Below are 25,996 nucleotides of genomic sequence, written 5' to 3' on the forward strand. Positions count from 1 at the left end.
GTGTATCAGCCCACGGTGTATCAGCCCACGACGGGAAGTTCGAGGGGGCCGGAACCGTCGGCAAAGATCGTCACCGGCATACCTTGCAGTCCCCCACGGAAACTGATGTCGCCACCGGTGATCGCGAGACGCACGGAATGCCCTGGCTCGAATCGGTGCACTATCGCCGGCATCGTCACCGGCACCGGCTGCGACGGATCACTGATGCGTATGGGTGCGATGAGTCCGTTGATCAGCGAGGAAGTTCCGTCCGGAGCCACGTCGTAGAGTTTCGCGAACACCACCGGCTGTCCGGGCGCCGCAACACGCAGCGTCACAGTGGGGGCTCCCACCACGTCCATCGCCTCGGTCATCGGCGCAGTGGTCCAGAGCGCCTCGGTTCCCGGAATCTGTGCATTCGGAATGTTTCCGGCCGGATTGATATTGAGTGGCTCTACGCCCGTCGGCAGCCCAGCCGGTGCGGTGACGATCGTCTTCGAACCCGGTATCACCGGCGTGCCGTCCGGTAGCAGTCCCCCGTCAGCGGACAGATGGAAGGCGCGAGCGGTCCCGACATCGACGGTGTCGGACGTCGCGTAGGCCGGTGCCGCGTTTCCCTCGTAGTCGATCCAGTTGCGGAAATACGCGAATTCCGGGCCGGTCTCCGTGTTCTCGTCCTTGAGGTAGTGATCGAACCAGTCCATGAAGCGACCGGTCTCGTACTGGGTATCCTCGTCGGGTGCGGAGAAGCTGAACTCGCCCGGCGCAGCGGCCAAGTGGCTGTGCCCCCACGAATGCCAAATCATCTTGGCATCGACGCCACGATCCTTCAGCGCGTCGTAAGTCGCGGTTGCCTCGTTCAGATCGAACAGGGTGTCCTGTTGCCCCTGAGCAAGCAGTACCGGAATATTGATCCGGTCGACGAACGACGAGACCGACGACGCTCGGAGCTCACTCACTACTTGCGGTCCGATATCGCCGGTCACCACTGCCTCGGCGATCGCGTTGCACATGTAAGGGACGTAGTTCGGGCAGCCGGGTAGCCGTGCGGGATCTGCGATGTAACCGTCCACACCGGGATTCGCGATGCCCGCGCCGAAGAGCAGCGATGCAAAGAGCACCTTCGCTGCTCCCGGCTCCGCAGTCGACACTCCGGAGATGGTCCCGGTGCTGTTGGGCGCCAGAGAATACGAGAGATCGTTCCAGGTGATCATGGGGATGATGGTGTCGATGCGGGGATCGACACTCGCGGCGGCGAATTGAATGCCGCCGCCGTAAGAGCCACCCGTCATTCCGACCCGCGGGTCGTTCGTCGACGGTGCACCGGTGTGATCGACGGAGTCCTGAACGACCGTGGTGAGCGCCGGATAGGGCTGCGTCAGAGCCTGATCCGTGAAGGCAATCCCTTCTTGGCCGCCGAGGAAGCTGACCAACTGGGAAGCGGCGACACCGTCGTATGCGGGAGAGTCGAGTGTGATCTTGCAACTCGTGCCGCCGAAACCCAATCCCGAATACGTCAGTCCGACATACCCGTTCTCGGCGAAGTTCTGCAGGGCCGGAATCTGGTCCTTGTACGAACCGCCGAACCCGTTGGTGGTCAGGATCGCGGGAGCTGGGTTGTCAGCGTCGACGCCATCGGGAACAAAGAGTTCACCGACGACGGTGCACGGCGTCGAGAGTTCAGGCCCGACATCGACCGAGAAGTACAGCAGCTGTGACGAATACGAGCCGTTCGGTGAATCCGCGAGCGCCGGCGGCGAAAAGCCGAGGGCGCAAACCACGAGCGTGACGACACTGATCGCTGTTCTCCGGCGCACTTGAAAACCGTACACCCGGATCTGTTCTCCACCAGCTCAATCCGGCGCGTGCCGCCAACTTTTTCTCGCGAAAGTCACGCCAGACCGAGCCGACCTCTATTTGACCGTCAAGGTGCCGTGCATGCTCGGGTGGTAGGTGCAGTGGAACGTGTACGTTCCAGGCTCGTTCGGCACCGTGATGGTTTCCGTCTCACCCGCTTCGATGTCCTCGTTGAACAACCCCGCGGTATCGGACGTGACCGAGTGCTCGACGGTGTCGTTGTTCTGAATGGTCAGTACCTGTCCGGGCATCACCGACTCCGGCGTCGAATATTCGAAACCGCTGATCACGATTCCCATCGACGACGCTCCCGGCGTCGACATACCCAGAGGCATGCTCGGCATCGACATACTGGTCGGCATGCTGGTCATCGGCATACTGGTCATCCCCATGCCGTCGTGATCGGCCGAATCGTTGTCCGACGAATCGTTGTTGTCACTGCACGCGGTCAGTGCGAACACCGCCAGGATCAGCGCTGCGAGCACTGCGAGAATCCGCTTCATTGCTTCGCCTCCTGCTCGTTCCCCCGCAGTCTGCTGATTACCCGCCGCCTAGGGGGCCAAACAGCTCCGATGTGGTGCCTGCGGCGCTGATAGTGCACGATTTCTGCACCAGCTCCACTCGCGGACCGACACTGAAGGAAACAGCACAGATGGCCAAGAGCAAAACGTCGAAGGCAGCCCAGCCGAAGGCGTCGAAGGCAGCGCAGCCCAAGGCTCCCAAGACAGCAGAGCCGAAGGTAGCCGAGAAGGCTCCCGCCGTTCTCTGGAAGGACCTGCCGGACGAGCACGACTACCCGGCAGCCCGCGATTACCTCCAGTTGGGCGCGACGCCGGTTCAGGTCCAAGCTCTCGTGTACGCCCTCGAGACGGCGACGCTGGTCTCGAAGAAGGCCAAAGACATCCTGCGGGCTGCCGGGCTACCCCTGCTGCCTGTCGACAACCCACACGTTGCTGCCGACCTGTTGAAGATCCGCAAGGGGATCGCGCTGTCGCCGATCCTGCTGGTGCAGGGAGACTTCCGCGCCGGAGTACCGGCGCAGATCGCCGACGGCTACCACCGTGTCTGTGCGAGCTACCACGTGGACGAGAACACCGCCATCCCCGCGAAGATCGCACCCTCGACAGTTAACTCGTAGGTCGTCGATGACCTTCGGCATCCTTGCCCTCGTCGCGCTGGCCGGCATTCTCGGCCCGCTGCTCGGCGCTCGCGTCAGCTGGCATGTCCCCGTGGTGGTCGGCGAACTTGCCGCGGGCGTCGTCTTCGGTGTCACCGGTTTCGGGCTGCTCGACTCTTCGGACCAGACTTTCACGTTCCTGGCCGATATCGGATTCGCGCTCACGATGATGGTGGCCGGCTCACACGTCCCGGTCCGCGATCCGGCAGTCCGTGCGGCAATCGGCAAGGGTGCCGTTCGCTCGGTTGTCGTCGGACTTCTGTCGGTTGTTGCCGGCTACGGTGCGGCGACGGCATTCGGCACCGGTCACGCCGCGCTGTACGCGGTCCTGATCGCGTCGTCGTCCGCGGCGTTGATTCTCCCCATCGTCGATTCGCTGGGGCTCGGTGGAACCTCGGTTCTGCAGATGACTGCCCAGGTCGCGATCGCGGACACCGTCTGCATTGTTGCGCTGCCTTTGGTGATCGATCCGGACAATGCCCCTCGTGCCGGTGTCGGCGCACTGGCTGTGGCGGCGTGTGCGGTTGCCTTGTTCTTCGTACTGCGAACCTTCCACCGGTCCGGCCATTGGCGAAGGCTCCACAAATTCTCGGAGAAACGAAAGTTTGCACTCGAACTCCGGATCAATCTGGTGATCCTCTTTTCTCTGGCAGCGCTGGCGTCGAGCACTCACGTGTCGATCATGCTCGCGGGCTTCGCCTTCGGGCTCGTTCTTGCCGCGATCGGTGAACCCCGCCGCCTCGCCAAACAGCTCTTCGCCATCACCGACGGCTTCTTCGCTCCCCTCTTCTTCGTCTGGTTGGGAGCGGCGATCAATCTGCGCGACCTCGTCACCCATCCGTCCGCCATCTGGCTCGGATTGGTCTTGGGCGGAGCAACTCTCGTGGTTCACGCCGCGATACGCGCCCTCGGTCTCCCGCTCCCTCTCGGCGTGCTGTCCGCCGCACAACTGGGAGTACCGGTTGCCGCAGTTACGGTGGGCACTCAATTGGGGGTGATGGGCGACGGTGAACCCGCAGCCATCCTCCTCGCCGCCATGATCACGATCGGTGCAGCAACGCTGGCGGGTGCTGCCGCGTCGAAAGCTGGTCTCACGAAGCCTGCTTGACCGCGGCCCTCTCCACCGTCAGCAAGCTCTCCTCCGAATGTTCGGCGTGATACGCCGCGCCGCCGCCGCGGACACCGAAGAGTCGCTTGCTCCAGATCAGCCATACGACGGCAGCGATGTTCACCAGCAGCAACCCGGCCCTCAACCACGTGATCTTCTCGGTCAATTCGTAGATTTCGAGGGGCAGGAACAAGCTGGTCGCCACCACCGCGAAGTACTCGCCCCAGCGTTCGACCATCCACAGGCCGACTGCCTCGATCACTTGAAGGCCGGCGTAGACCAACAGCCCGACTGCGATCCAGGTGAGCGTCGTAGCGGACAACGAAAACGCCTGCTCGATGTGATGGACCAGTTTGGAATCGTCGATGTTCCAGCCCAATTGACGGGCAAGTGGCCTGATCAACGGCAATTCGTTCTCGAAGGCGTCCTCGGCGCGACCCTTCGACGATCTCAGTTCGAACACACCGATCGCCAGAAGAACCAAACCCAGAGCGCGGAACATTCTCTCGGTGGCGAGAAGTCGCATGATCAACCGGTCGCGAAGCAGCCTCCCCCGCGGAACCTCGGGGGCGGCGTCCGCCGGTCCCGATGCTCGGGGCGCTCCCGGGACGAAGTTGCCGCAACGTAGGCACCGCCACGCCTGACCCACCGCAGTATCCACATGTAGTCGATCCCGCAGCTCAGGTTCGTCCGGAGCGTAGGTCTCGTGACCGTGCCAACTGCACGAGCGCAATGCGAAGTCCACGGGTGAACTCTATGCCGCATATGCCCGGTAGCGTGGATACCCGCTGACCGTGCACTTCGAACGATGAGGATTCCGATGACAACCACCAAGATCGAAACCCGGCATGGCGTCATGGCAGTCGACGACAGTGCCACCGACGGTTTTCCGGTTGTCTTCATCCACGGGAACTCGGCCAGCCGCTCCATCTTCCGTCATCAGGTCGACGCCGACTGGGCCGGCGACTACCGCATGATCACTCTGGACCTACTCGGCCACGGCGACTCCGAGGACGCGAGCGATCCCGAAGCCGCATACACGCAGAACGGTTACGCCGACGCCATCGTCGATGTTCTGACCGAACTCGGCGTCGAAAGAGCCGTTGTCGTCGGCTGGTCGCTCGGCGGACACATCGCTCTCGAGTTGATCGCGAAATTCCCCGGGCTCACCGGAATCGTCATCACCGGTACGCCGCCGGCAAATCCCGAGACGCTCGGCGACGCCTTCAATGCCGGCGACGGATTGTCCATCGGCGGCACCGAGGTCATCACCGCGCAAGAAGCCGAACTCTACGCACGAATGACCGCCGTTCCCTTCGAGCAGGCTGCCCTCGACGCCGCGATACGCACGGACGGACGCGCTCGCAAGATCATGTTCGACGCATTCGGCGCCGGCCGCGAATCGGATCAGAAGGCTCTGGTTGCAACGGCGTCTGTGCCTCTCGCGGTGATCGACGGCGCCGAGGACCCGTTCGTGAACACGTCGTATGTCGCGTCGTTGACCTTCGCGAATCTCTGGGAGGGCACGTATCACGTGATTCCCGGTGTGGGGCATGCAGCGTTCTGGGAAGCCCCTGAGGTGTACAACCCACTGTTGCAACGATTCCTCGGCAGTTTCGCACAGTAACCTGCTGGACAACCTGCTGGACGCGGCGTCCTATAAGATAGAAGCCACTCGACAATCCGGCCATGTCCGGATCATTCATCGCCGTCCTACAGTTCGGAAAACGACTGGAGGCACTGCGATGACCATTCTCGAGCACGGCACGGAAACGTGCATCGGTGGACCGACCCTTCCCCAGATACGACGCCTCGTCACCGAAGTGCCCGGCCCCAACTCGCGCGCTTTGGCAAAGCGCCGGAGCGCCGCACTGCCGGCCGGGCTGACCAGCGGATCCAGCATTTACGTTGCCGCAGCGGGCGGAGGAGTTGTCGTCGACGTCGACGACAACTCGTTCATCGACTTCGGCAGCGGCATCGCCGTGACCACCGTCGGAAACAGTGCGCCGCGCGTGGTCGAACGCACCACGCGCCAGCTCGGTCAGTTCACCCATACGTGTTTCCTCGCAAACCCCTACGAGGGGTACCTCGAGGTCTGCGAAGCGCTCAACCGCCTGACCCCGGGAGATCACGAGAAGCGAACAGCGCTGTTCAACACCGGCAGCGAAGCGCTCGAGAACGCCGTGAAATACGCACGTGCCGCCACCGGTCGCCCGGCAGTTGTCGTCTTCGACCACGCATTCCACGGTCGCACGTTGATGACCATGACGATGACAGCCAAGAACCAGCCGTACAAGGCCACATTCGGCCCGTTCGCACCAGCGGTCTACCGGGTTCCGATGGCATACCCCTACCGTTGGCCGAGCGGCCCCGAAAACGCGGCCGACGAAGCATTCGCCCAGTTCCGTCTTGCGATCGACACTCAGATCGGCGCCGAATCGGTAGCCGCTGTGGTCGTGGAACCGATTCAGGGTGAGGGCGGTTTCATCGTTCCCGCTCCGGGATTCCTGAAGCGAATCTCGGAATTCTGCCGTGAGCGCGGCATTCTCGTCGTCGTGGACGAGGTCCAGACCGGTATCGCACGAACCGGAGCCTGGTTCGCCAGCGAGAGTGAGGACTTCGTCCCCGACATCATCACAACCGCAAAAGGTCTCGCCGGCGGAATGCCACTCGCCGCCGTGACCGGCCGTGCCGACGTCATGGACGCCGCGCATCCCGGTGGTATCGGCGGTACGTACAGCGGCAATCCCGTTGCCTGCGAGGCCGCCCTGGCAGTTCTCGAGACGATCGAGATGGAAGGGCTCCTCGACCGCGCCAAGGACATCGGCGACATTCTGACCACAGGTTTGTCCGAAATCGCTTCGGACACAGACGTAATCGGCGACATTCGCGGACGCGGCGCCATGATTGCAATCGAACTCGTCCACGACGAGGACAAGGCTCCGAATCGCGAGGCCGTCGCCCAGATCGTCAGCTACGCCCACGCGCACGGTCTCCTTCTACTCACCGCCGGCACCTATGGAAACGTCGTCCGTTTCCTCCCACCGCTGAGCATCTCCGACGAGTTGCTGACCGAAGGACTCGGTATTCTTCGCGACGCTGTGGCCGCAGTCCGATGAGCGTCGCAGTGCGCAGCTTGATCGGCGGAGCTTGGGTCACGGGCAGCGACGGCACACTGACGGACACCAACCCGGCCCGTCCCGACGAGGTTGTCGCCACCGGAGGCCGCGCCGGTGCCTCCGAAATGGCGACCGGTGTTCGCGTCGCCCGCATCGCCGCGAATGACTGGGCCCGCCTGCCGATGTCCGCACGCGGCGCATACCTCACTCGCGCAGCGGAAATCATCGAATCCAACGCTGAGGCCTGGGGCGAAGAACTCACCCGCGAAGAAGGGAAAACGCTGGCCGAGGGTATCGGAGAGGTGCGCCGCGCAGCGCAGATTCTGCGTTACTACGGCAACGCCGCCGACCGCGAGACCGGAACGGTGTATTCCTCCCCACGTAGCAGCGAGCAGATTCTCGTCACTCGCAAACCTCTCGGCGTGGTAGGCGTCGTCACGCCGTTCAACTTCCCGATCGCGATCCCGGCATGGAAGATTGCGCCTGCCTTGGTGTACGGAAACACCGTCGTCTGGAAACCGGCTGCCGCGGTGCCCCTTCTGGCCTTCCGTCTCGCGCAGGCACTGACCGAAGCGGGCCTACCCGACGGAGTCCTGAACATGATCCTCGCCGACAGCGCGGCCGGTGAAGCGCTGGTCGATCACCCGGACCTCGACGCCGTCACCTTCACCGGTTCCACCGGCGTCGGCCGAAAGATCGCGGGATCTGCTGCGGCGCGCGGAGTTCCGGTACAGGCGGAAATGGGTGGAAAGAACGCAGCCGTCGTACTTGCCGACGCAGATCTCGAGCTTGCGGTCGAGCAGGTGATGCTGGGCGCATTTCGGTCAACCGGCCAGAAATGCACGGCCACTTCACGTCTGGTGCTCCATGAATCCATCTCCGAGGAATTCCTGGCCAGGCTGACCGTTGAAGTCAAGCAACTGAGAGTCGGAGATCCACTCGATCCCGACGTCACGACAGGTCCCGTGGTCAGCGCATACGCGCAGCAGTCGATCATCGAGGGGATCAATCGAGCCGTCGACGGCGGCGCCAGGGTTGTGGCCACCGCCGAAGCGCCGCAGTCGGGCTACTACGTCCAACCGACAGTGCTGGAACTACCGTCGAGCACCGAACTGTGGTTCGAGGAACTCTTCGGCCCGGTACTGGCGGTGCAGCGGGCAGCAACAACCGCAGACGCATTCCGCTTGGCGAACGAGGGCGAATTCGGTTTGTCCGCAGCATTGTTCACGCAAGACCTGACCAGTGCACTTGCCGGTGTCGACGATCTGGACGTGGGGATCCTGCACGTCAATTCGGAATCGGCGGGCGCTGATCCCCACGTACCTTTCGGCGGTGCGAAGAGGAGTGGATACGGGCCCAAGGAACAAGGCGACGCGGCACGAGAGTTCTTCACTCACACCACCACCGTCTATCTCAGGGGCGGCCGAGCGTGATCTGAATTCGATTCCGCCTGCAGCAGTTCACGAGCTTTGAGTGCGATCCACAACTCGGACCGGGTGTGGGCGGAATCGAGATCTCGGCCGATCAACTCGGCAGCCTTGTCCATGCGGTTACGCAGCGTGTGCCGGTGAACACCCAATTGCGCTGCAGCGGATTCCCATTGACCATTGTGGTGCAGGAACGCTTCGATCGAGTCCACCAGACGGGAACCGTTCTCGGCGTCGTAGCCTTCCAGCACACCGAGACCGCTGGCCGCGATCGACTGCAGAACATCGCTCGACTGCACACTCAACAAGAGACTGAAAGTCCCGAGTTCCGAGAACGGAACGAGTGTGTGTCCTTCGACCTGCCCCACTTTGGCAGCAGAGACAGCCTCGCGCAGACTGGCCGCAACACCGCTAATCGGCCGGACGCCACCGATTCCACCGTTGATACTCCGGCGTGAATTCTCCCGTACTCTCGCATACACACTGCGCGTGACCTTCTCCGCAACTTCACTTTTCACGACGAACCACACACCGGTTCCGTCAGTCAGCGGGGCCAACAGGTACGGCACCGACTCTTCTTCCAGGGCCGCTGAAGTGATGTCGGTGGCCGCAAGCAAAGGTCCGACATCGGTCAAGGCGGTTGCCACCACCGTGGTTTCGGATTCGAATCCGAAGTACCGCAACAGACTTTCGTCGACGTCACCGCCGGCCTGGCGCACCATCGTCGTAACGGCCAACCTCAGCCGCTGTTCGGCATCGACAACCCGCAACGGCTTGGCAAGCTCGATGGTCAACAGCGACACCGTGTGGCCCACCAACAATCGCTCGGACTGATCCAAGGCGGCCTCGGACGCCACGGCCAGCGTGCCGCTCACAGCAAGGCGGTGAATGGCCAGATGGCCGTCGTCGTCCACCACGATCCGGCTGCGCTCCTTACCTGATCGCTCCCTGATGCGTTCGGGCAGAGACGAACTCGCACCTTCCGTCAGAGCCAGCACCGCGCCGTCCCGATCGAGAACACAGACTGCTGCGTGAACGGCTCGACCCAGGGCAGTGATCAGAGCCGGCACCCCGTCGAGCAGGGCACGCGCCAACTTCTCCTGCGCGTCGACCACCGCCTGCACCGTTCGTATCTGGTCGGCGGTCAGTTCGTCGATCACGGCCCGCGAAATGGCGATGAACGGCGTCTCCTTGGCGACGGAAAGCACGGCAAAACCCAGTTCGTCGCCGGCCCTGATGATCGCGTCCGGCACCCTCTCGTGCACGGTGCCGGTGTCGAACGCCAGTGCCACCGCACCGGTCTGCGCGATGCGCTCGACTTACTCGTATTGCTTTGTCGCCGAACGCGGTAGATGCAGCCCCGTCGTCATGACAAGCTCTCCACCGGCGAGCCAACGGGTCGGATCCTGCAATTCGATTGCGTGCGCCCAGCTGATCGACAGATCCACGTCGTCGTGACCGGCAACGATCGTGAGGCCGAGCGAGGTGGTGGCCGCCAGGCGCCGGACAGTCATCGGCATTACCGGAACCTCCGAAGACATTGAACAGAAAGGCAGTGGATAAATGGGCAGTGGACAGAACTGACAGTTTCCAGTTCAGATTTGTACATCAAGTCCATGTTCTGGATCACACGATGAGCTTAGCGTCTCTCCGAAAGAACTGATCGCGTCATGCAATAGGAGCTGAGCCCAGATGCCCGACAGCAGCACCGAAACAGCCGAAGCCGCCAGCGTTCATTCGACACTCAAAACAGGCTTGAAGAAGCGTCACCTGACCATGCTTTCCATGGGCGGCGTCATCGGCGCCGGTTTCTTCGTCGGGCTGAGCGGAATCATCAACCAGGCCGGCCCCGGCGCAGTCATCACGTGCGCGATCTGCGGCATCATCGTGTTCCTGGTGATGCGCATGCTCGGCGAAATGGCCGTGGCCAAGCCGTGTACGGGATCGTTCACCGAATACGCCCGCATGGCGTTGGGCGACTGGGCGGGTTTCACCACTGGCTGGCTCTACTGGTATTTCTGGGTGATCGTCGTCGGCATCGAATCCGTCGTCGGAGCAACCTTGCTCTCCCGGTGGATCCATGGTGTCCCGCTCTGGCTCATGTCAGCGGTACTCCTGTTGGTGATGACCGGGGTCAATCTTCTCTCCGTCAGCAACTTCGGCGAGGCCGAGTACTGGTTTGCGGGTATCAAGGTCGCCGTCATCATCGGCTTCATCGTGCTCGGCAGTCTGTTCGTCTTCGGCATCTGGCCCGGCAGTGAAGTCGATTTCAGCAATCTGACCGGCCACGGAGGATTTCTGCCGAACGGCTTCACCCCCGTACTGGTGGGCGTTGTCGCCGTGATCTTCTCCATGACCGGAGCCGAGCTTGTCACGATCGCCGCAGCGGAATCCGCCGAACCCGCCGGAGCGATCAGGCGGGCCACGAACACGGTCGTCTTCCGCATTCTCGCCTTCTTCGTTGTCGCCACCTTCCTCCTCGTGACGATGCTGCCGTGGGATTCGTTCGTCGTCGGCGATTCTCCGTTCATCTCCGCACTCGACCTGCTCGGAATTCCCGGCGCCGCCGACATTCTCAATCTCGTGGTTCTGGTCGCGGTGCTGTCCTGCCTCAATTCCGGCCTGTACACGGCGTCACGGATGCTCTTCGCACTCTCCGTCTACAACGACGCGCCGGCCTGGATGACACGGACCAACAGCCGCGGCGTGCCGGTGAAGGGCGTACTCGCCTGCACCGTGGCCGGGTACTTCTGTATCGCGGCCGGCTACATCTGGCCGGATACGATTTTCTTGTTCCTCGTGAATTCGTCGGGCGCAATCTGCTTGTTCGTTTACATCCTGATCTGTGTATCCGAACTACGCCTCCGACGCCGATGGGAACGCGAAAGCCCCGAGATTCTGAAATTCCGTGTCTGGTTGTATCCCGGCCTGCCGATAGTGGTCACTGGTCTGATTCTCGTGATCCTGGTGGGAATGGGTCTCAACGAACCCACGCGCGCGGAATTCGTCCAAAGCCTGGTCGCGCTGGGGGTCATCCTCGCCGCTTACGGCGTGAGAAAGTCTCGTACGCGAAAAGTCGGATCGTTCGCGACCGCCTCGAACAACGCACACAGCAGTTCGAAGAAGGCTTGAAACAAGCATCGAGTAAGCGCTCGACTCGATAATTGAACCTCTTCCCCGAAAAGAGCCGATCCGATGGAAGCGGTCGAACATAGATTTTCTCTTTACCTAAATTCAAGGCAAAATGGACAGCATGCCGAGCCCTGTCATCGCCTCCGAGGGGCACAGTTCTTGGCGAACACTTCACGAATGGTTCAACGAACCACACGACTACGAGTGGATAAAGCACCAGAGATCCGGCCGGGCAATCATTCCGATCTTCCGAACCTTGCTTGGAATGATGACGATCATCTTCGGACTGTCCGCTTTCTACAAATTGATCGGTCCGGATACGCCGCCGACCACACCCGGCAAAGCTCTTTCGATTTTCATGATCTGTACGTGTGTGGGAATCGCCGCATGCTGGTTCACACAACCGTTTCCCGGACGCCGGGGGTTGCTTGCATTCGGAATATTCGCAGATCTCGGGATCGCGGCTGCCGTCCTCCTGGTGCCGGATCGCTCGTCCGGGACGTTCGGTTGCATCGTCTTCGCGGTCACCGGAACCTTTGCGACGCTTTTTGTCAGCGCAAAGTGGCTTGTCGCTCATGTCGTTTGGTCGACGACCGTCACGACTACCGTTTTCGTTCTTGCATATCTGGAAGGCGACGTCGATATCACGACGCTTCTGGCCCGCGGCACCGTTCTTTTCGGAGCTGTCACACTCGTTCCCATTTTTGCGCACCTGACTTGGCGCACTCTCTACCGCGATGCCCAGTATTCGGACCGGGATCCCCTCACTGGACTGTTCAACCGTCGGGGACTGGAAGGGGCAGTCGGCGATCTCTTCGAGAGCGCCCGAGACGATTCTTCATCTCTCGCCTTCATCGTCGTCGATATCGACAAATTCAAAACGGTGAATGATCTTCACGGTCATGCCGAAGGCGATCATGTCATCAGGAGAACCGCGAACCGATTGAGCACACATCTCGGCGAACGCGGAGTCATCGCTCGAACCGGCGGGGAAGAATACCTGGCCGTCATCGCCGGCAATCCCGAATCGACAACCCTGTTGATCGAAGGGATAAACGCGGCGCTGTCGGATTGTTCCGACGCGATCCCCACAACGGTGAGCGTCGGAGCGGTGATGATGACCGCCGAATCGAAGGCGTGGAGCGGCGGTGCTTCCGCAATCCTGGCGGCGACAAATGTCGCGGATTCGATGATGTATCAAGCGAAAGCGGCAGGCGGTAATACGATCCGCTCGGCTCAGATCTGATTCACAGCCACGTAAGTGGGTGGACGCTGCGCCCAGTTTCCGTGTCCGTCGCGGCAAGATACACATCGACGCGCTCAGCGGTCAGAGCCTTGCTGATGTGGTAACCCTGGACCAGGTCACACCCGACCCACTGGACGCGGCGGAACTGCTCGATGGTCTCCACGCCCTCGGCCAACGATTTCATACCGAGGGCCGCGGCCAATTCGACAATGGACTTCACCACGGACATCTTCGGATCGTCCGAGTCGGTGACCAGCATGCGATCGATCTTGAGAACGTCGATTGGAAGTCTCTGGAGCGTGGCAAAGGACGAATAGCCGGTGCCGAAATCGTCGAGTGCGACGGTGACCCCGAGCTCACGCAGCTTGTAGAGATCCCGGATCGCGCGATCGTCCACAACACCTGTCTCGGTGATTTCGAGCTGCAGCAGTTGCGGAGGCAAGCCCGAATCCGTCAGCGCTTTCTTCACCATCGCACCGAACTCTCGCGACACCAACTGCACTGGTGAAACGTTGACCGAGACGCCAATTCCGGTCGGCCACCCCGCAGCAGCGGCGGTCGCCATCGCCATTGCCTGCGCGCCGAGGGGAATGATCATTCCGGTTTCCTCCGCCACCGAGATGAACTGGCTGGGCCCGATGAGGCCGCGGCTGGGATGGTTCCACCGAAGAAGAGCCTCGAAGGCCACCACTTCACCGGTCTGAGTGTCGACCTGAGGCTGGTAATGGAGATCGAACTGCCCTTCCTCGATCCCTCTGTCCAGCTCGTGCAACGCCGTCGCCCGCGCCGATGCCCTCGCCCGCAGCAGCGGTGAGAACTTACCCACTCGATTGCGTCCCGTCGACTTCGCCTCGTACAGAGCCAGATCCGCCAGCATCACCAATCCGTCGGCGTCCGTCGAATCCTCGGGCGCGCTCGAGTAACCGATCGTGGCCCGCACTTCGATCCGATTGCCTTCGACGAAGAATGGTTCGTGCAGCACTTCCAGGTACCGATCGAAGATCACACCGGGATCGTCGCGCGAAGAGGTGCAGACGATCAGCCCGAATTCGTCACCGCCCATCCGCGAGCACATGTCCGAACCGATCACGTCGCGAAGGCGTTTCGTGACTTCGAGAAGTAATTGGTCCCCGATCGGATGGCCAAGGGTGTCGTTCACCGATTTGAAGTTGTCGAGGTCGAGAATCCCGACGAGAACCTGCTTCTCCGGCGCGCGGGAGTCGATCGCTTCCTCGAGCGCCACTCCGAACGCACGACGGTTCGGCAACCCGGTCAACGAGTCGGTGGCCGCAAGGCGAAGGATCTCCTGCTCGTGGACATACCTCTCCGTGATGTCGGAACCGACACCGCGCCAACCCAGAATCACGCCGGATTCGAGGACCCGTGGATTGCCGGAAAGAGACCACCAGCGTCGCCTACCGTCGACATGCACCGGCACGACAGTGTCCCGGAAGGGAGCACTCGATTCGAGTTTGTCGATCATCTGGGCCGCGGCCGCACGCCCCTCCGGACTCGATGCGATCTGGAGTCTGGTGAGGAGTTGTCCGAAGGTGAGTTGCTGCAACTCGTCCACCGTCATACCTGCGACCTCGGCGAGACGTGCCGAGGTGTGGGAGAACCGGCCGTTGGTGTCGCACTCCCACAGCCAGTCGCGGGAACCGCCCTCGAAACCGTCGAGCAACAACGCCACAGTCTGACGCTCGGATTCCGCCTGAAACTCTGCGAGACAACGTCTCTGGAAAGAGGCCGACAGATAGACCGCCCCTACGGTGAGCGCAAACATGTAGATGCACAACTGAATCGCAAGTATGCGAAAGTGGGGTTCGGCGTGGACGACGAGAACAGTGAAGACGCCGAGGCCGTGAATGTAGATCCAGGTCAGGCTCACCGATCTCAGACTCGAGAACGTCACGGTCCCGGCGCCCATGATCCCGGCCATCGTCGCGATCAGAACCAAGTCGCGGAAGACGTCCATGTCGTGAAAGAGCAGAGCGAAAAGTGTGACGTCGAGGGTCGCGACCACGATCACTTCGACGAGCAGACCCACGTAGTCGTAGCGCGGGGTGTGCTTCGACGGCCGCCAGCGAAGGGGAATCCATACTCGGATCGAATTCGCGAGGACGAGAAAGATGAGGGCGCCACCCAACCACCTGAGCGTCTGACGTCCGGGCGGGACGGTGTAGGTCAGAATCACGACCAAACTCGCCATGTACGCAAGATTGGCGAACGGCGCGACGGCTGCAGCTTCGTCTATCTGACGGCGAAACAGGCTGTTGCAGTCGGCCTCCGAAGCAGGATCTTGCCTGCCCAATCGACTCGGACGGCTCATCAGCGAGGCATCCCGACATCTGCGCAGGCGCCATCAGCGGGCGTCGAATCCGCTCGCCTGGCCATCCGAACCTCCCCTGGCTCCCCACCGAACCCTTATCCGGTGAAACGTCAGTGTTTCAGACTCGCTGCTTGTTTCCTTCACAACGGTAGCCATCTGACGAATCGATTGTGCGCAGATCACTATATCCAGAGGTCGTTCCGTCGATCGTCCAGGTCGATCCGCGATTGCTGATTCTTAGCTCGAACCACGTTTGTCGCCGACCGCGACGCGGGGGATTCGAGCGGTCGGGAACAACGCGGCGATTGCGAGCAGCGCTGCCACGGCAAAAGCGACACGCAACGCGTCCAGCCTGGCTTCTTCGTTCACGTCCACGATCGCATCCGCCGTGGACTCGGCGACGCCGGCGTCATCGAGAGCGGATCGGAGTTGCGTCGTCGACAGGAACGGCACGCCCGAGGCCATGTCGGTGCTCGCTTGCTGCTGCACCGATGTCGGAACCGCCGGATTGTCTTCGATTCCGGCGATCGCCGACGTCGTGAGAGTGGCAATGAGAACCGATCCGATCAGGGCAGTTCCCAAGGAAGCGCCGAGGTTGGTGGCGGTGTTCTGCAACCCGCCGACCTCGGTGCTGCGCTCGTCCGGGACCGAGGACACCGTGACGGCTCCGAGCTGCGAAGACAGGCACCCCAAGCCGAAACCCATGAACAGCATGGGAATCATCACGATCGCCGCATTGGCGCCGGGGTCCATGCCTGCAACGAGCATCAGAATGCCGACGACCATGACCAACAATCCGACTCGGACCACGCGTCGCGGGTTCGCGGTAGGCCGTAGCTTCGGAATACCGATCGCCGCCACGACGAGCGCCGCCGACAACGGCAGGATGCGAATTCCGGTCTCGAGAGCGCTGAGTTCCAGAACTACGGACAAGAACAAAGGAACCGCGAAGAACACGCCCGCCTGCACCAGAAACTGCGCGAAGAACATCGACAGCCCGCCACTGAGCTCGCGGTTTCGCAGCATCGCCGGATCAAGCAACGGCTCCTTCCCCGCAGCGGCCAGGCGTCCCTCCCAGCGCAGGAATCCGTACACGACCAGGAGCCCGGCGATCAGCAGCCACACCACCGGGGAAAGCCCGACCAACTGCGGTCCGTCGGGTTTGGCCTGCACCCAACCCCACTCGCTCGAGCGCAGTACACCGAAGACGATCATGCCCAGTCCCACCACGGACAAGATCGATCCGACGTAGTCGAGGCGCGACTTCGACGGTGGGACGTCGACCACCTTGCTCAGCACCAGCAAGATCAGGACAACGATCACGACTTCGCCGACGAACACGTAACGCCATGACGCAAATGTCGTCGCGGCGCCGCCGATCAGCGGCCCGACCGCCACGGCCATCGCGCCGGCGGCAGCGACCAGACCGTAGGCAGCCGGGCGCTTCTGCGCCGGAAAGTTGGTGGCGACGAGCGCGACGATCGCGGGCATGATGAGTGCCGCACCGACGCCTTCGAGGAACGACCATCCGATCAGCAGGACCGCAAGATTGGGAGCGAGCGCCGTTGTCAGAGAACCTGCGCCGTAGATGATCAAGCCGAGCGCGAAGGCCCGGCGACGACCCATCATCGACCCCAGCTTGCTGCCCGTGATCATCAGAGTCGCCATGACCAGGGTGTACAGCGTGATCGCGGTTTGAATGCCGGTGATGCTCGTGCCGACGTCCTCGGCGACGGTTGCCATCGAAACATTCATGACCGAACTGTCCAAGGTCATCAGGAATTGGCTGGATGCCAACACCGTGAGAACCAATCCTGAACCCGCCTGCGTCGTCGAACCAGCAACCTGTCCGTCACCCATCGTGCGGGTGTACCCGGTGTTCAGGTTCTCGAAGCAGACCGGTCAGTGCTGTTCGAGGCTGAGCTGATCCGCCCAAGCCGACACGTCCCCGCGTTCCAGAGCCACCGCCAGCAGTTCCGGAAACTTGTCCGGCGTGCACGCAAACGCGGGAATCCCGAGGGCACTCAGCGACGCTGCATTGTCGTGATCGAACGACGGTGCCCCGTCGTCCGAGAGTGCCAGTAGAACCACGACTTGAACGCCGGAGTTCTTCATGGCGGCCATCCGGCGCAACATCTCGTTGCGAATACCGCCCTCGTAGAGGTCCGAGATCAGAACGAACATCGACTCGGCAGGACGCGAGATCAGTGACTGGCTGTACGCGATAGCGCGGTTGATGTCCGTGCCCCCACCAAGTTGGGTCCCGAAAAGGACGTCGACTGGATCGGACAGTTTGTCCGTCAGGTCGACGACGGCAGTGTCGAAAACCACGAGCGAAGTCTTCAGCGCCTGCATCGACGCCAACACCGCGCCGAACACGGATGCGTAGACGACGCTGGACGCCATCGAACCCGATTGGTCGATCGCCAGGACTACGTCGCGCTGCACGGATTTCGACTTGCGGCCGTATCCGACGAGCCGCTCGGGGACGACGGTTCGATACTCCGGAAGGTAGTGCGACAGATTTGCTCGGATGGTTCGGTCCCAGTCGATGTCACGCAACTTCGGATTCGACGTTCTGGCCGAACGATTGAGAGCCCCGGTCACCGCGGCCTTCGTTTTCTGCGCGATTCGCTCTTCGACTTCCCGAACCACCTTGCCGACGACCATTCGAGCAGTTGCCTTGCTGGCCTCCGGCATGACCTGGTTGAGGCTCAGCAGCGTCCCGACCAGATGCACATCGGGCTCGACGGAATCGAGCAGTTCCGGTTCGAGCAGCAACTGCGCCAAACCCAGTCGGTCGATCGCGTCCTTCTGCATCACCTGCACCACCGTGCTGGGAAAGTACGTCCGGATATCGCCGAGCCATCTGGCGACGGACGGAGCCGACGCCCCCAATCCGGCTGAGCGGCGTCGCCCCTTGGTCGGGCCGGACGAATCGTAGAGTGCGGCAAGAGCTGCATCCATTCGACGCTCGCCCGGTTGGCCCAGCCCACCCGTCGATTCTTCGGCGGATTCCCCGAGCATCAGTCTCCAGCGTCGAAGGCGCTGATCGTCGTCGCTCATGCTCCCACCCCCAAGATGTCCGCAACGACCGCCATTGCCGCTCTGCCGCGTCGAGCATCGGTCTCCACTGTCGTTTCGACGCGTCGTCCACCTCTGACCGCCTGACCGATCGCTCGACGCTCCCCCGCCTCGAACGCTCCGAACGTACGTCGAAGCAGTGGAAGCGTGTCGATGAAGTCCTGCTCACGAAGTTGGCGAACCCACGTGTCGATCAGCGTGAGCAACGCTCGATCGTGAACGAGCACAAGCCCTCCTCCACCGAGAAACCCGTCGACCCACCCGGCTTTGGCGGTCGGCGTGCTTCCCACGGACAGGGCCCGAGACAAGCGCTGGGCTGCAGCGGTTTCCGTGATCGAACCGCTGTCGCGCAGTAGCCGCACCATCCGGCCGACGAGTAATCCGTTGACGTCGTCACGGTCGATCACGCCGGCCATGGCCTGCAGCCACCGTGCGCTCGCATCGCGATCGTCACGAACCATGACTGCCGAGTGAACCTTGTCGAGGTGTTCGCGAAACTCCTCGGCACTGGGATCGTCCAGGCCCGTGACGGCGACTGCGAGGCCGGTGCAAATGCGGATCAACAGGCTGTCGGCGACGTCGACCAATGCCGACACGTCGGTTCCGCGCACATCGCCGTACCGCAGCGTTCGCGTCAGCGTGGGCAGCGCCGCCATCAGGTGCGACACGTCATGATCTAGTGCCGCAACCGTTTTCACACTTTCCAGCACAGCGGACAACGCTGCCGGCAGGTTCGCCAGGAGCGAGTTCTCCAGTAGTCCGATCAGTGACGCGAGAGAGATGTCCGGCTCGTTGATCTTCGAGACGACACGTGATGTTGCCGCTGCAGCCACCGTCGTGCCCCACAGCGACGCCTCGATCACCGAGACCGAGAATTCGGGCTTCCATTGCAGCGCCCAAGTCTCCCGGAACGTTCCGGTGGAACGGACCTCACTGTCGGCCGGGGTCCCCCAATCGATCTCGAGGATCCCCAGTCGGTGCAGGAACTGGGAACGCTCGACGTCGATGTCGCGTCGCAGGTCCAGATCGAGATTCTTGGCTCCCGCTTGTTGTTTGAGCCGCAAAGTCTTTGAACGTGCTCGCAGGTCTGCTTCGAGCGGAACCGTCGGAGTTTCTTCGGGCACCGCGCCCAGCGCTTCGCCCACAACCAATCTTCGCGTGATCAGATCCAGAAGAACGTCGTTCCCGTCGCACATCACCGACCTCGTTGCCTCGGTGACCTCCGACAATCCCGCCAAGGGTCGAGAACGCAGTGCCGCCAACGTATCTGCCAACCGGACAGCTTCGATGACGTGAGCACTCGAGATCGGAAGGTCCTCGTCCCTGAGCACCCGCGCAACTTTGGTGAGCCACCGCGTGATCGTCTTGTCGTTCGCGGTGAACAGGTGGTGATACCAGCCCGGCGAGGTAATTCCGGCGCCGTAACCCGATGCCGATGCCAGACGTGAGTGAGTCCAGGGAACCCACGTCAGCGAGGTCTTGACCTTGGACATTCCTTTGAGGATGCGAGCATCGGGTGCCGCCGGCCCCAAGGCTCCGACCAACGCCGGCGCGTGCCAGGCTCCGCAGACGACCGCTACCCGCTCAGCGCCATCTTTCAACGTCTTTCGCAGCACCTGACGCATATACGCTTCGCGATGCGCTGTCTCCTCGTCGATCGGCACTGTCTCACGCAGCGCCTCCATCGCCTCGGTGATCGCATCGAAAGAATCTGCGCCCGAGCTCGATTCGATCACCGAATCCCACCAGCGTTCGGTGTCGTCGAAACCCGCGGCCGCGGCCAGTTCCGACAGAGGATCGCCCTCGCGGACAGTACGAATCCCCTGATCCGCCAACACGTTGAAGGCGGGCAGATCGCAGAACCGTGCCTGCACACCGTTCTTCGCAGCCCACTGCAGCGCTTGCCATTCGGGTGAGAACACCGCAAACGGCCAGAAGGCCGCCTTCGACGGCTCGCCAGTGGCGTACGCGAGCAACGCAATCGGTGGTTCCATCGATTCCGACGCCGCCAGCATCACCAACGGGTCTGCGTCCGAAGGCCCTTCGATCAGGACGACGTCAGGCGAGAACTCTTCCAGACCCTGCCGAACCGAACGAGCAGATCCCGGGCCGTGGTGACGGATACCGAAGACCCGGACACGCAGGTCCGGAATCACGATGGTCACCCGGTGACCTCGCGGCACGCCCGGTAGAAGTCGGACCACTCGCCGCGTTCACGCACTACTGCCTCGAGGTACTCGTTCCACACCACCTTGTCTGCGACCGGATCCTTGATCACCGAGCCCAGGATTCCGGCAGCGACGTCGGATGCCCGCAGTACGCCGTCCCCGAAATGCGCAGACAACGCCAAACCGTTGGTGACCACCGAGATCGCCTCCGCCGTCGACAGAGTTCCGGACGGGGACTTCAACTTGGTGCGGCCGTCGGTGGTCGTGCCTGATCGCAGTTCCCGGAACACGGTGACGACCCGGCGAATTTCCTCGGCTGCTGCGGGGGTTGTCGGCAATTCCAGTGCTGCGCCCAGCTGTTCGACTCGACGTGCCACGATGGCCACCTCGTCTTCCTCGCTGGCCGGCAAAGGGAGGACTACGGTATTGAACCGTCGACGCAGTGCGGACGACAGGTCGTTGACACCGCGATCGCGATCGTTGGCGGTAGCGATCAGGTTGAAGCCCTTGGCTGCCTGCACCTCGATGCCCAGCTCCGGCACCGGCAACGTCTTCTCGGAGAGAATGGTGATGAGGGCGTCCTGCACGTCGGCCGGAATGCGCGTCAACTCTTCGACGCGGGCGATCTTCCCGGTTTCCATCGCCGTCATCACGGGAGAAGGCACCAGCGCACCGGCGGTCGGCCCCTCGGAGAGAAGACGTGCGTAGTTCCAGCCGTAGCGGATAGCTTCCTCGGGCGTGCCCGACGTGCCCTGGACCAGGAGCGTCGACGCACCCGAGATTGCGGCCGAAAGATGTTCGGAGACCCAGGTCTTGGCCGTACCGGGAACCCCCAACAGCAGTAGCGCCCGGTCGGTGGCAAGAGTTGCGACGGCCACTTCCATCAACCGCCGTGGACCGACGTACTTCGGCGAAATGACGGTTCCGTCGTCGAGAGTGCCACCCAACAGATACGTCACGACGGCCCAGGGCGACAAGTTCCACGACGGTGGACGCGGACGAGTGTCCTGCGCGGCCAGTGCTTCGAGTTCGAGCGCGTACTCCTGCTCTGCGTGGGGCCGCATCAGCCTTGCCGGTTGCGCGAGCTTTTCCGGTTCCGTGGTGTGCACGGTTACGCTGTCAGTCATGTGAGCTCCTCGAGCAGGGTCTTGCGGTGGGTGATGGCGCTGGCAGTTCTGGCGAAGGTCTGCTGCCAGTCCGTGTCACGTGCACGTTCCGCAGCACGCTCCAGCAAAGTTACTGCGCTGTAAGGAAATCGAGTCTCGGCCAGGCGCAGCGATGCGACGTACTTGTAGCGTGAGAATTCGCCAGCCTTGGCGCCTCCGTCGGCACGTCTGGCCGCAACTCGTTCCCACTGGGCCACCACTGCCCGGGTGATGTCCTCGGGCCATGGACCTCGCAGAGCGTCGTAGATCGCTGCCCGGCCCGGGTGCAGAACATTGGCGTCGCCGTTTCCGGACCTCAACAGATCAGCCAGCGCCTTGGCCGGCACCAACGGGAGCACGCGTCGATCGGTGGCGGTGCCGCGCATACGAAAGAGTTCCAGCGCCCATTCCGTATTGTTCTGCGCGACTGCGGCGGTGGACCACGCGTCGTGAAGGATCGGCTCCCAGCTTTCGTCAACGCTCATCCCCAAGACCTTGCCTGGTCCACCGATCATGTTGTTCCACAGAGACAACGGCGCAGAACTGATCGCCTGACGCACATACTCGGCACGATAGTCGGTGTGTGGATTCGGCCGGTCTTCGATGCCGTCTCGCCTCGCCGCTGAATCGACTTCCTCAGGCGGGACGATGACGAGCGTGGACCGAACGAGTTTCCGTTCCACCCGCACCCATTTCCGAACCCGAGCAGCCATTCTCTCCCCGAACTCCGATTCGGGGAGTTGTCCGAGTACTTCCACTGCCGCGCGTCGCACGTCCTTGCGACGGTCGTCGAGGGCTTCCTCCAACAATGGTTGATCATCCGCACTCAGTCCGTTTGCCAGCGCCGCGACGAAGGCAGCCTTCTGTTCGCCCCGCTCGGTGCCCCAGGACTCTCGGAGTTCGGCCAGCGCCAGCGCGGGATCTGTTCGACGAGTGTCTATCAGCCACTGTGTGCGCTGCGACGAACTTCCGTGACGCCACACGTCCGGGTTGGCATCCCTGGTTCGGACGAGTTTGCTCCACTCGGGGTTTTGCGCGGCAAGCCATCGACCACGCTCGCCGACAATCTGCAGGATGCTCTCCCGGTGAGCTTCACTTGCACGTGCAAAGGAAAGCAACTCGGCGACCAGATGATCAGGCGCACGGTAATTGTGCTCCAACGCGACTGCGAACCATTCGTCGAGCAAGGTCGCCTTGGCCGCGAGCATCGACAGCAGATGCGCCGATGAGGATTCCGGCAGCGTGAATCGAACATCGTCTGGCGCAGGTGTCGGCACCGCCGCCGTGGTGGAGCCCGCACCGCCACGGCGGTACGCCCTCTCCAACGCTGCTCCTGCGAGAAGCATCTCGGCAGGATCGCCGTCGAGTTCGCGAGCGTAGCCACGCACTTCAGCCGGCAGATCCTCGAATGTTGTTGCTGTTCTGACTGTCCCAAGGAGCGCCGCTGAGATCAATGTACTCACAGCACGATCACCTGCCCTCCCGTGAAAACCGAGATCGGAGTAAGAGCCAGCGCGTTCCACGTTCCGCAGACTGTGACCGGGTAACCGCCGGAAATGCCGAGCAACTTCCACAGAAGATCCGAATCACCCTCTGCCCGAAGCGCTGTGCCCGATTCGTCGACGACAAACCATGATCCGTCGACGAACGACGGGACCACCGAACTGATCACTGCCGGCCACGAGCGCAACCATGGATCCGCGGCGAGGGCATCGGTAAACTGCTGCAACGCAGTGTCGATGCTTCCGAACGGCATGGTTGTGAAGGGCTCCGGTTCTCCGTGCGTGACCCCTATCCGCGCCCGCAATGCCGCGGCACCGGGATAGAAATGAACATCGGCGTTGAGCAGAAACCCGACTGGAAGCGTTTCGGTGGCAAAATTGGGTGACCCGTGGGAGAAGTCGAGCAGCATGGCCCACCGCTTCGAATTCCTGCCGAGCATCCACACCGTTCGGGTGAACAGTCGCTTCTCCTCGGTGATCCCGGAACCGAGAATCATCCAGTTCTCTTTCACCGGAATCGATTCCATCACACTCTCGGTTGAGACCGGATAGCCGACGTGTGCTTTCACCGAATGGGCAAGATCTTCCGGCAACTCGGACAGCTTCTGATGCGCAGCAACCAGCAGGTGCAACCGAGCCAACTCGTCGAGGACTTTCTCGGGCCAGTTCTCGGTAGACGCAACGGTGCCCGCCAAGGCTCGAAGTGTGCCTGCGACACCAGGCGCCTGAGCATCCACCATTCGAGCAGCTACTGCGTCGAAGCCCGCCCAGGATGTGTCCATCGCTGCCAGACCACTGCGGATCTGATCGGTGATCCACAGGTCCAATTCGACGAGCCCGCTCGCAACGCGGTCGGCGCGCTTCTGCGCTGTCGCCGGGTCGGGAGCCCTCTTGGGAGCCTCGTCGCCGGTCTCAGCCCTTTCGCCGCGGGTCTCGGCCTTCTCCTCGCGGCGCAACAACCACTCTGCCGCGAAGTCGGCGGGCTCGTCCGTCGACGGCACACGCCCTTCCGACCATTCCACCAGCAGCCCCAGAGCATGTTTGCACGGAAACTTTCGACTGGGGCACGAGCACTTGTATGCAGGGCCCCTCAGGTCGACCACTGCTTGATACGGCTTCGAGCCGCTGCCCTGACACAGCCCCCAGAGCGCGAGACCCCTGTTGCCGGCATGGCTCCACGAACCAGCCAACTTGCGCGCAGCGGCTAGCGATGCGGCGTCCGGAGCTACCGACGCCACCTGCCCAGCTGTCCACGGCGAAGTCACTCGACCACAGTATGACAACCCGCTGACATCACAGAGTCAGGCCGATTCGTTGGGAATTACCCCTTGACTCGAACACATATTCGAATATGATTTGGGGAGGGGATCGGGGGATTCAATGAGTGTCTTGTTGTCGGACGTGGTGTCTGGTTCTGCGGTGGGGTTACGCGGACGTCTGTGGCAGTTACCTGCTTCTGAGTTACGTGCGGCTGCGGTGTCGGCGAGCGCGGAGATTCTGCGCCTGGAAGCAGTTCGAGTGGCTGTGGTGGACGAGTTGTCGTTGCGTCCGGATGATCAGGTGATTGCCAGCCGCGGTGTGGGGTCCTGGTTGGCGGCCAACACGATGTTGCAGGTTCGGGACGGGAAGAAGATCGCCGCCCTGGGTGCAGCTTTGCGGCCGTTTCCGGCGGTGGCGGCTCGGTTCGATGGCGGGGATTGCTCCTTCGAGCATGCCGTTTTGATCGTGGCGTTCTGTGAATCACCGCCGAAAGGCATGCCGGAGGAGGCGCTACCGAAGTGCATCGATTTGTTGTTGGCTGCTGCGTCGGGGGTGGAGGCGACGACGACGAAAGTGCGGAACGTGATCGCGACCTTGGAGCGGTTGTTCGAGTCCGATGAGATCCCGCCCGCCGAGGATGTCGATCTCAACGAGTTGCGGATCGCGTCGACATTGAACGGTCGGGTGGTGGTGCGCGGCGATTTCGACGCCCTCACCGGTGAGATGCTGTTGTCGGCGTTGTCGAATCTGACGATGCCGACCCCGGCACCGGACGGGACTCCCGATTCTCGGTCGGCGGCGAAACGCACCGCGGACGGGTTCACCGAACTGATCCGCCGTTACCTGGACTGCGCGAAGACCGGTACGGATGGTGGTCAGCGTCCGCATGTGAACGTGCACATCAACGCCCGTGATCTGGCGGAGCATCGGGACTGCGCCGCCACACCAACTGATGGTGGTGGAGTGGCTGTGTCTGATCTTGATGTCGGGCACATGCCGTGGCTGGGGCCGCTCTCGGTCTCGCAGACCAGACTCCTTGGGTGCGATTGTTTCCTGTCCACCGTCCTGCTCGACGATCACGGCGCGCCCTTGGATGCGAGACCAGGAAAACGATTGGTCACCGCCGAACAGCGAGTGGCGTTGATCGCCCGGGACAAGGGCTGCGCGTTCCCCGGCTGCACATGTGTACCGGCCTGGACGGATGCGCACCATATCCGGCACTGGGCCAACGGCGGCCCGACGGTGATGAACAACCTGGTGCTGCTGTGCCGTTCACACCACCGACTGATGCACCGAAAATCAGGGTTCGTCGGGAAATGGGAAATCCGAATAGGAGTCGACAACAAGCCGTGGTTCATCCCACCACCCTCGATCGACCCCGGACAGCAACCCAGGCCGGCGAACACCACCTTCAAAACCTGAGAAGAACCTCAGGCACAACAGAACACGGCCAGGCTCCGCAT

General features: G+C 62.3%; 19 protein-coding genes and 1 pseudogene. 8 read left to right on the forward strand and 12 right to left on the reverse strand.

Annotation, left to right across the window (positions count from 1 at the left end; translation table 11 throughout):
* Positions 1–20: 20 nt before the first annotated feature.
* Complete coding sequence (locus RhoBH5_RS09430) at positions 21–1,811, reverse strand: CocE/NonD family hydrolase (RefSeq protein WP_075834679.1); 1,791 nt, start codon at positions 1,809–1,811, stop codon at positions 21–23.
* An 81-nt stretch (positions 1,812–1,892) separates the two neighbouring features.
* Entirely contained in the window at positions 1,893–2,339 is a 447-nt protein-coding gene (locus tag RhoBH5_RS09435) for a cupredoxin domain-containing protein (protein WP_042446430.1), read from the reverse strand.
* A 272-nt stretch (positions 2,340–2,611) separates the two neighbouring features.
* On the opposite strand from RhoBH5_RS09435, the gene RhoBH5_RS09440 reads away from it, so the two are divergent.
* Positions 2,612–2,974, forward strand: a complete 363-nt coding sequence (locus RhoBH5_RS09440; RefSeq protein WP_030536076.1) for a hypothetical protein — start codon at positions 2,612–2,614, stop codon at positions 2,972–2,974.
* Positions 2,975–2,981: 7 nt separating this feature from the next.
* Complete coding sequence (locus RhoBH5_RS09445) at positions 2,982–4,121, forward strand: cation:proton antiporter (protein WP_270008190.1); 1,140 nt, start codon at positions 2,982–2,984, stop codon at positions 4,119–4,121.
* Here the strand turns inward: RhoBH5_RS09445 and RhoBH5_RS09450 are convergent.
* Positions 4,105–4,866, reverse strand: coding sequence for a DUF2127 domain-containing protein (locus RhoBH5_RS09450; protein WP_003943067.1), 762 nt, complete (start codon positions 4,864–4,866; stop codon positions 4,105–4,107). The two genes, RhoBH5_RS09445 and RhoBH5_RS09450, sit on opposite strands and share 17 nt — an antisense overlap.
* Positions 4,867–4,941: 75 nt before the next feature.
* On the opposite strand from RhoBH5_RS09450, the gene RhoBH5_RS09455 reads away from it, so the two are divergent.
* From RhoBH5_RS09455 to RhoBH5_RS09465, 3 genes are all read left to right on the forward strand, one after another.
* Positions 4,942–5,748 (forward strand): alpha/beta fold hydrolase, encoded by an 807-nt coding sequence (locus RhoBH5_RS09455; protein WP_003942939.1) that lies wholly within the window; start codon positions 4,942–4,944, stop codon positions 5,746–5,748.
* 118 nt (positions 5,749–5,866) lie between these two features.
* Positions 5,867–7,240 carry a 4-aminobutyrate--2-oxoglutarate transaminase gene (gabT, locus tag RhoBH5_RS09460; RefSeq protein WP_270008191.1) on the forward strand — a complete coding sequence of 458 codons (1,374 nt, stop codon included), beginning with the start codon at positions 5,867–5,869 and terminating at the stop codon, positions 7,238–7,240.
* Complete coding sequence (locus RhoBH5_RS09465) at positions 7,237–8,673, forward strand: aldehyde dehydrogenase family protein (protein WP_270008192.1); 1,437 nt, start codon at positions 7,237–7,239, stop codon at positions 8,671–8,673. The genes gabT and RhoBH5_RS09465 overlap by 4 nt, the downstream gene beginning before the upstream one ends.
* On the opposite strand, the gene RhoBH5_RS09470 is transcribed toward RhoBH5_RS09465, so the two are convergent.
* A complete protein-coding gene (locus RhoBH5_RS09470) occupies positions 8,649–9,389 on the reverse strand; it encodes a PucR family transcriptional regulator (protein WP_270008303.1) in 741 nt (246 codons plus the stop codon). The genes RhoBH5_RS09465 and RhoBH5_RS09470 overlap by 25 nt on opposite strands.
* A 435-nt stretch (positions 9,390–9,824) precedes the next feature.
* Positions 9,825–10,208: pseudogene (locus tag RhoBH5_RS09475) on the reverse strand (PucR family transcriptional regulator ligand-binding domain-containing protein); the annotation flags it as partial.
* A gap of 151 nt (positions 10,209–10,359) precedes the next feature.
* On the opposite strand from RhoBH5_RS09475, the gene RhoBH5_RS09480 reads away from it, so the two are divergent.
* Both RhoBH5_RS09480 and RhoBH5_RS09485 read left to right on the forward strand, forming a co-directional pair.
* A complete protein-coding gene (locus RhoBH5_RS09480) occupies positions 10,360–11,799 on the forward strand; it encodes an amino acid permease (protein WP_030536080.1) in 1,440 nt (479 codons plus the stop codon).
* 121 nt (positions 11,800–11,920) lie between these two features.
* A complete protein-coding gene (locus RhoBH5_RS09485; RefSeq protein ID WP_064113656.1) occupies positions 11,921–13,045 on the forward strand; it encodes a GGDEF domain-containing protein in 1,125 nt (374 codons plus the stop codon).
* Position 13,046: 1 nt separating this feature from the next.
* On the opposite strand, the gene RhoBH5_RS09490 is transcribed toward RhoBH5_RS09485, so the two are convergent.
* The 7 genes from RhoBH5_RS09490 to RhoBH5_RS09520 form a co-directional block, all read right to left on the reverse strand.
* A complete protein-coding gene (locus RhoBH5_RS09490) occupies positions 13,047–15,374 on the reverse strand; it encodes a putative bifunctional diguanylate cyclase/phosphodiesterase (RefSeq protein ID WP_042446441.1) in 2,328 nt (775 codons plus the stop codon).
* 237 nt (positions 15,375–15,611) lie between these two features.
* The gene (locus RhoBH5_RS09495; protein WP_030536082.1) at positions 15,612–17,234 is read right to left on the reverse strand and encodes an MFS transporter; all 1,623 of its coding nucleotides are present in this window, start codon (positions 17,232–17,234) and stop codon (positions 15,612–15,614) included.
* 42 nt (positions 17,235–17,276) lie between these two features.
* A complete protein-coding gene (locus RhoBH5_RS09500) occupies positions 17,277–18,440 on the reverse strand; it encodes a VWA domain-containing protein (protein ID WP_270008193.1) in 1,164 nt (387 codons plus the stop codon).
* A complete protein-coding gene (locus RhoBH5_RS09505; protein WP_074447108.1) occupies positions 18,437–20,623 on the reverse strand; it encodes a DUF5682 family protein in 2,187 nt (728 codons plus the stop codon). Before RhoBH5_RS09505 ends, RhoBH5_RS09500 begins: the two co-directional genes overlap by 4 nt.
* Positions 20,620–21,753 (reverse strand): ATP-binding protein, encoded by a 1,134-nt coding sequence (locus RhoBH5_RS09510; RefSeq protein ID WP_083056335.1) that lies wholly within the window; start codon positions 21,751–21,753, stop codon positions 20,620–20,622. Before RhoBH5_RS09510 ends, RhoBH5_RS09505 begins: the two co-directional genes overlap by 4 nt.
* Entirely contained in the window at positions 21,750–23,234 is a 1,485-nt protein-coding gene (locus tag RhoBH5_RS09515) for a DUF5691 domain-containing protein (protein WP_270008194.1), read from the reverse strand. The genes RhoBH5_RS09510 and RhoBH5_RS09515 overlap by 4 nt, the downstream gene beginning before the upstream one ends.
* On the reverse strand, positions 23,231–24,538 hold the full coding sequence (locus RhoBH5_RS09520; RefSeq protein ID WP_270008195.1) for an SWIM zinc finger family protein: 1,308 nt from the start codon (positions 24,536–24,538) through the stop codon (positions 23,231–23,233). The genes RhoBH5_RS09515 and RhoBH5_RS09520 overlap by 4 nt, the downstream gene beginning before the upstream one ends.
* 115 nt (positions 24,539–24,653) lie before the next feature.
* On the opposite strand from RhoBH5_RS09520, the gene RhoBH5_RS09525 reads away from it, so the two are divergent.
* Complete coding sequence (locus RhoBH5_RS09525; RefSeq protein ID WP_050656924.1) at positions 24,654–25,955, forward strand: HNH endonuclease signature motif containing protein; 1,302 nt, start codon at positions 24,654–24,656, stop codon at positions 25,953–25,955.
* Positions 25,956–25,996: the final 41 nt, after the last annotated feature.

Origin of the sequence: Rhodococcus sp. BH5, assembly GCF_027583855.1 — a bacterium.
Classification (GTDB): Bacteria; Actinomycetota; Actinomycetes; order Mycobacteriales; family Mycobacteriaceae; genus Rhodococcus_F; species Rhodococcus_F qingshengii.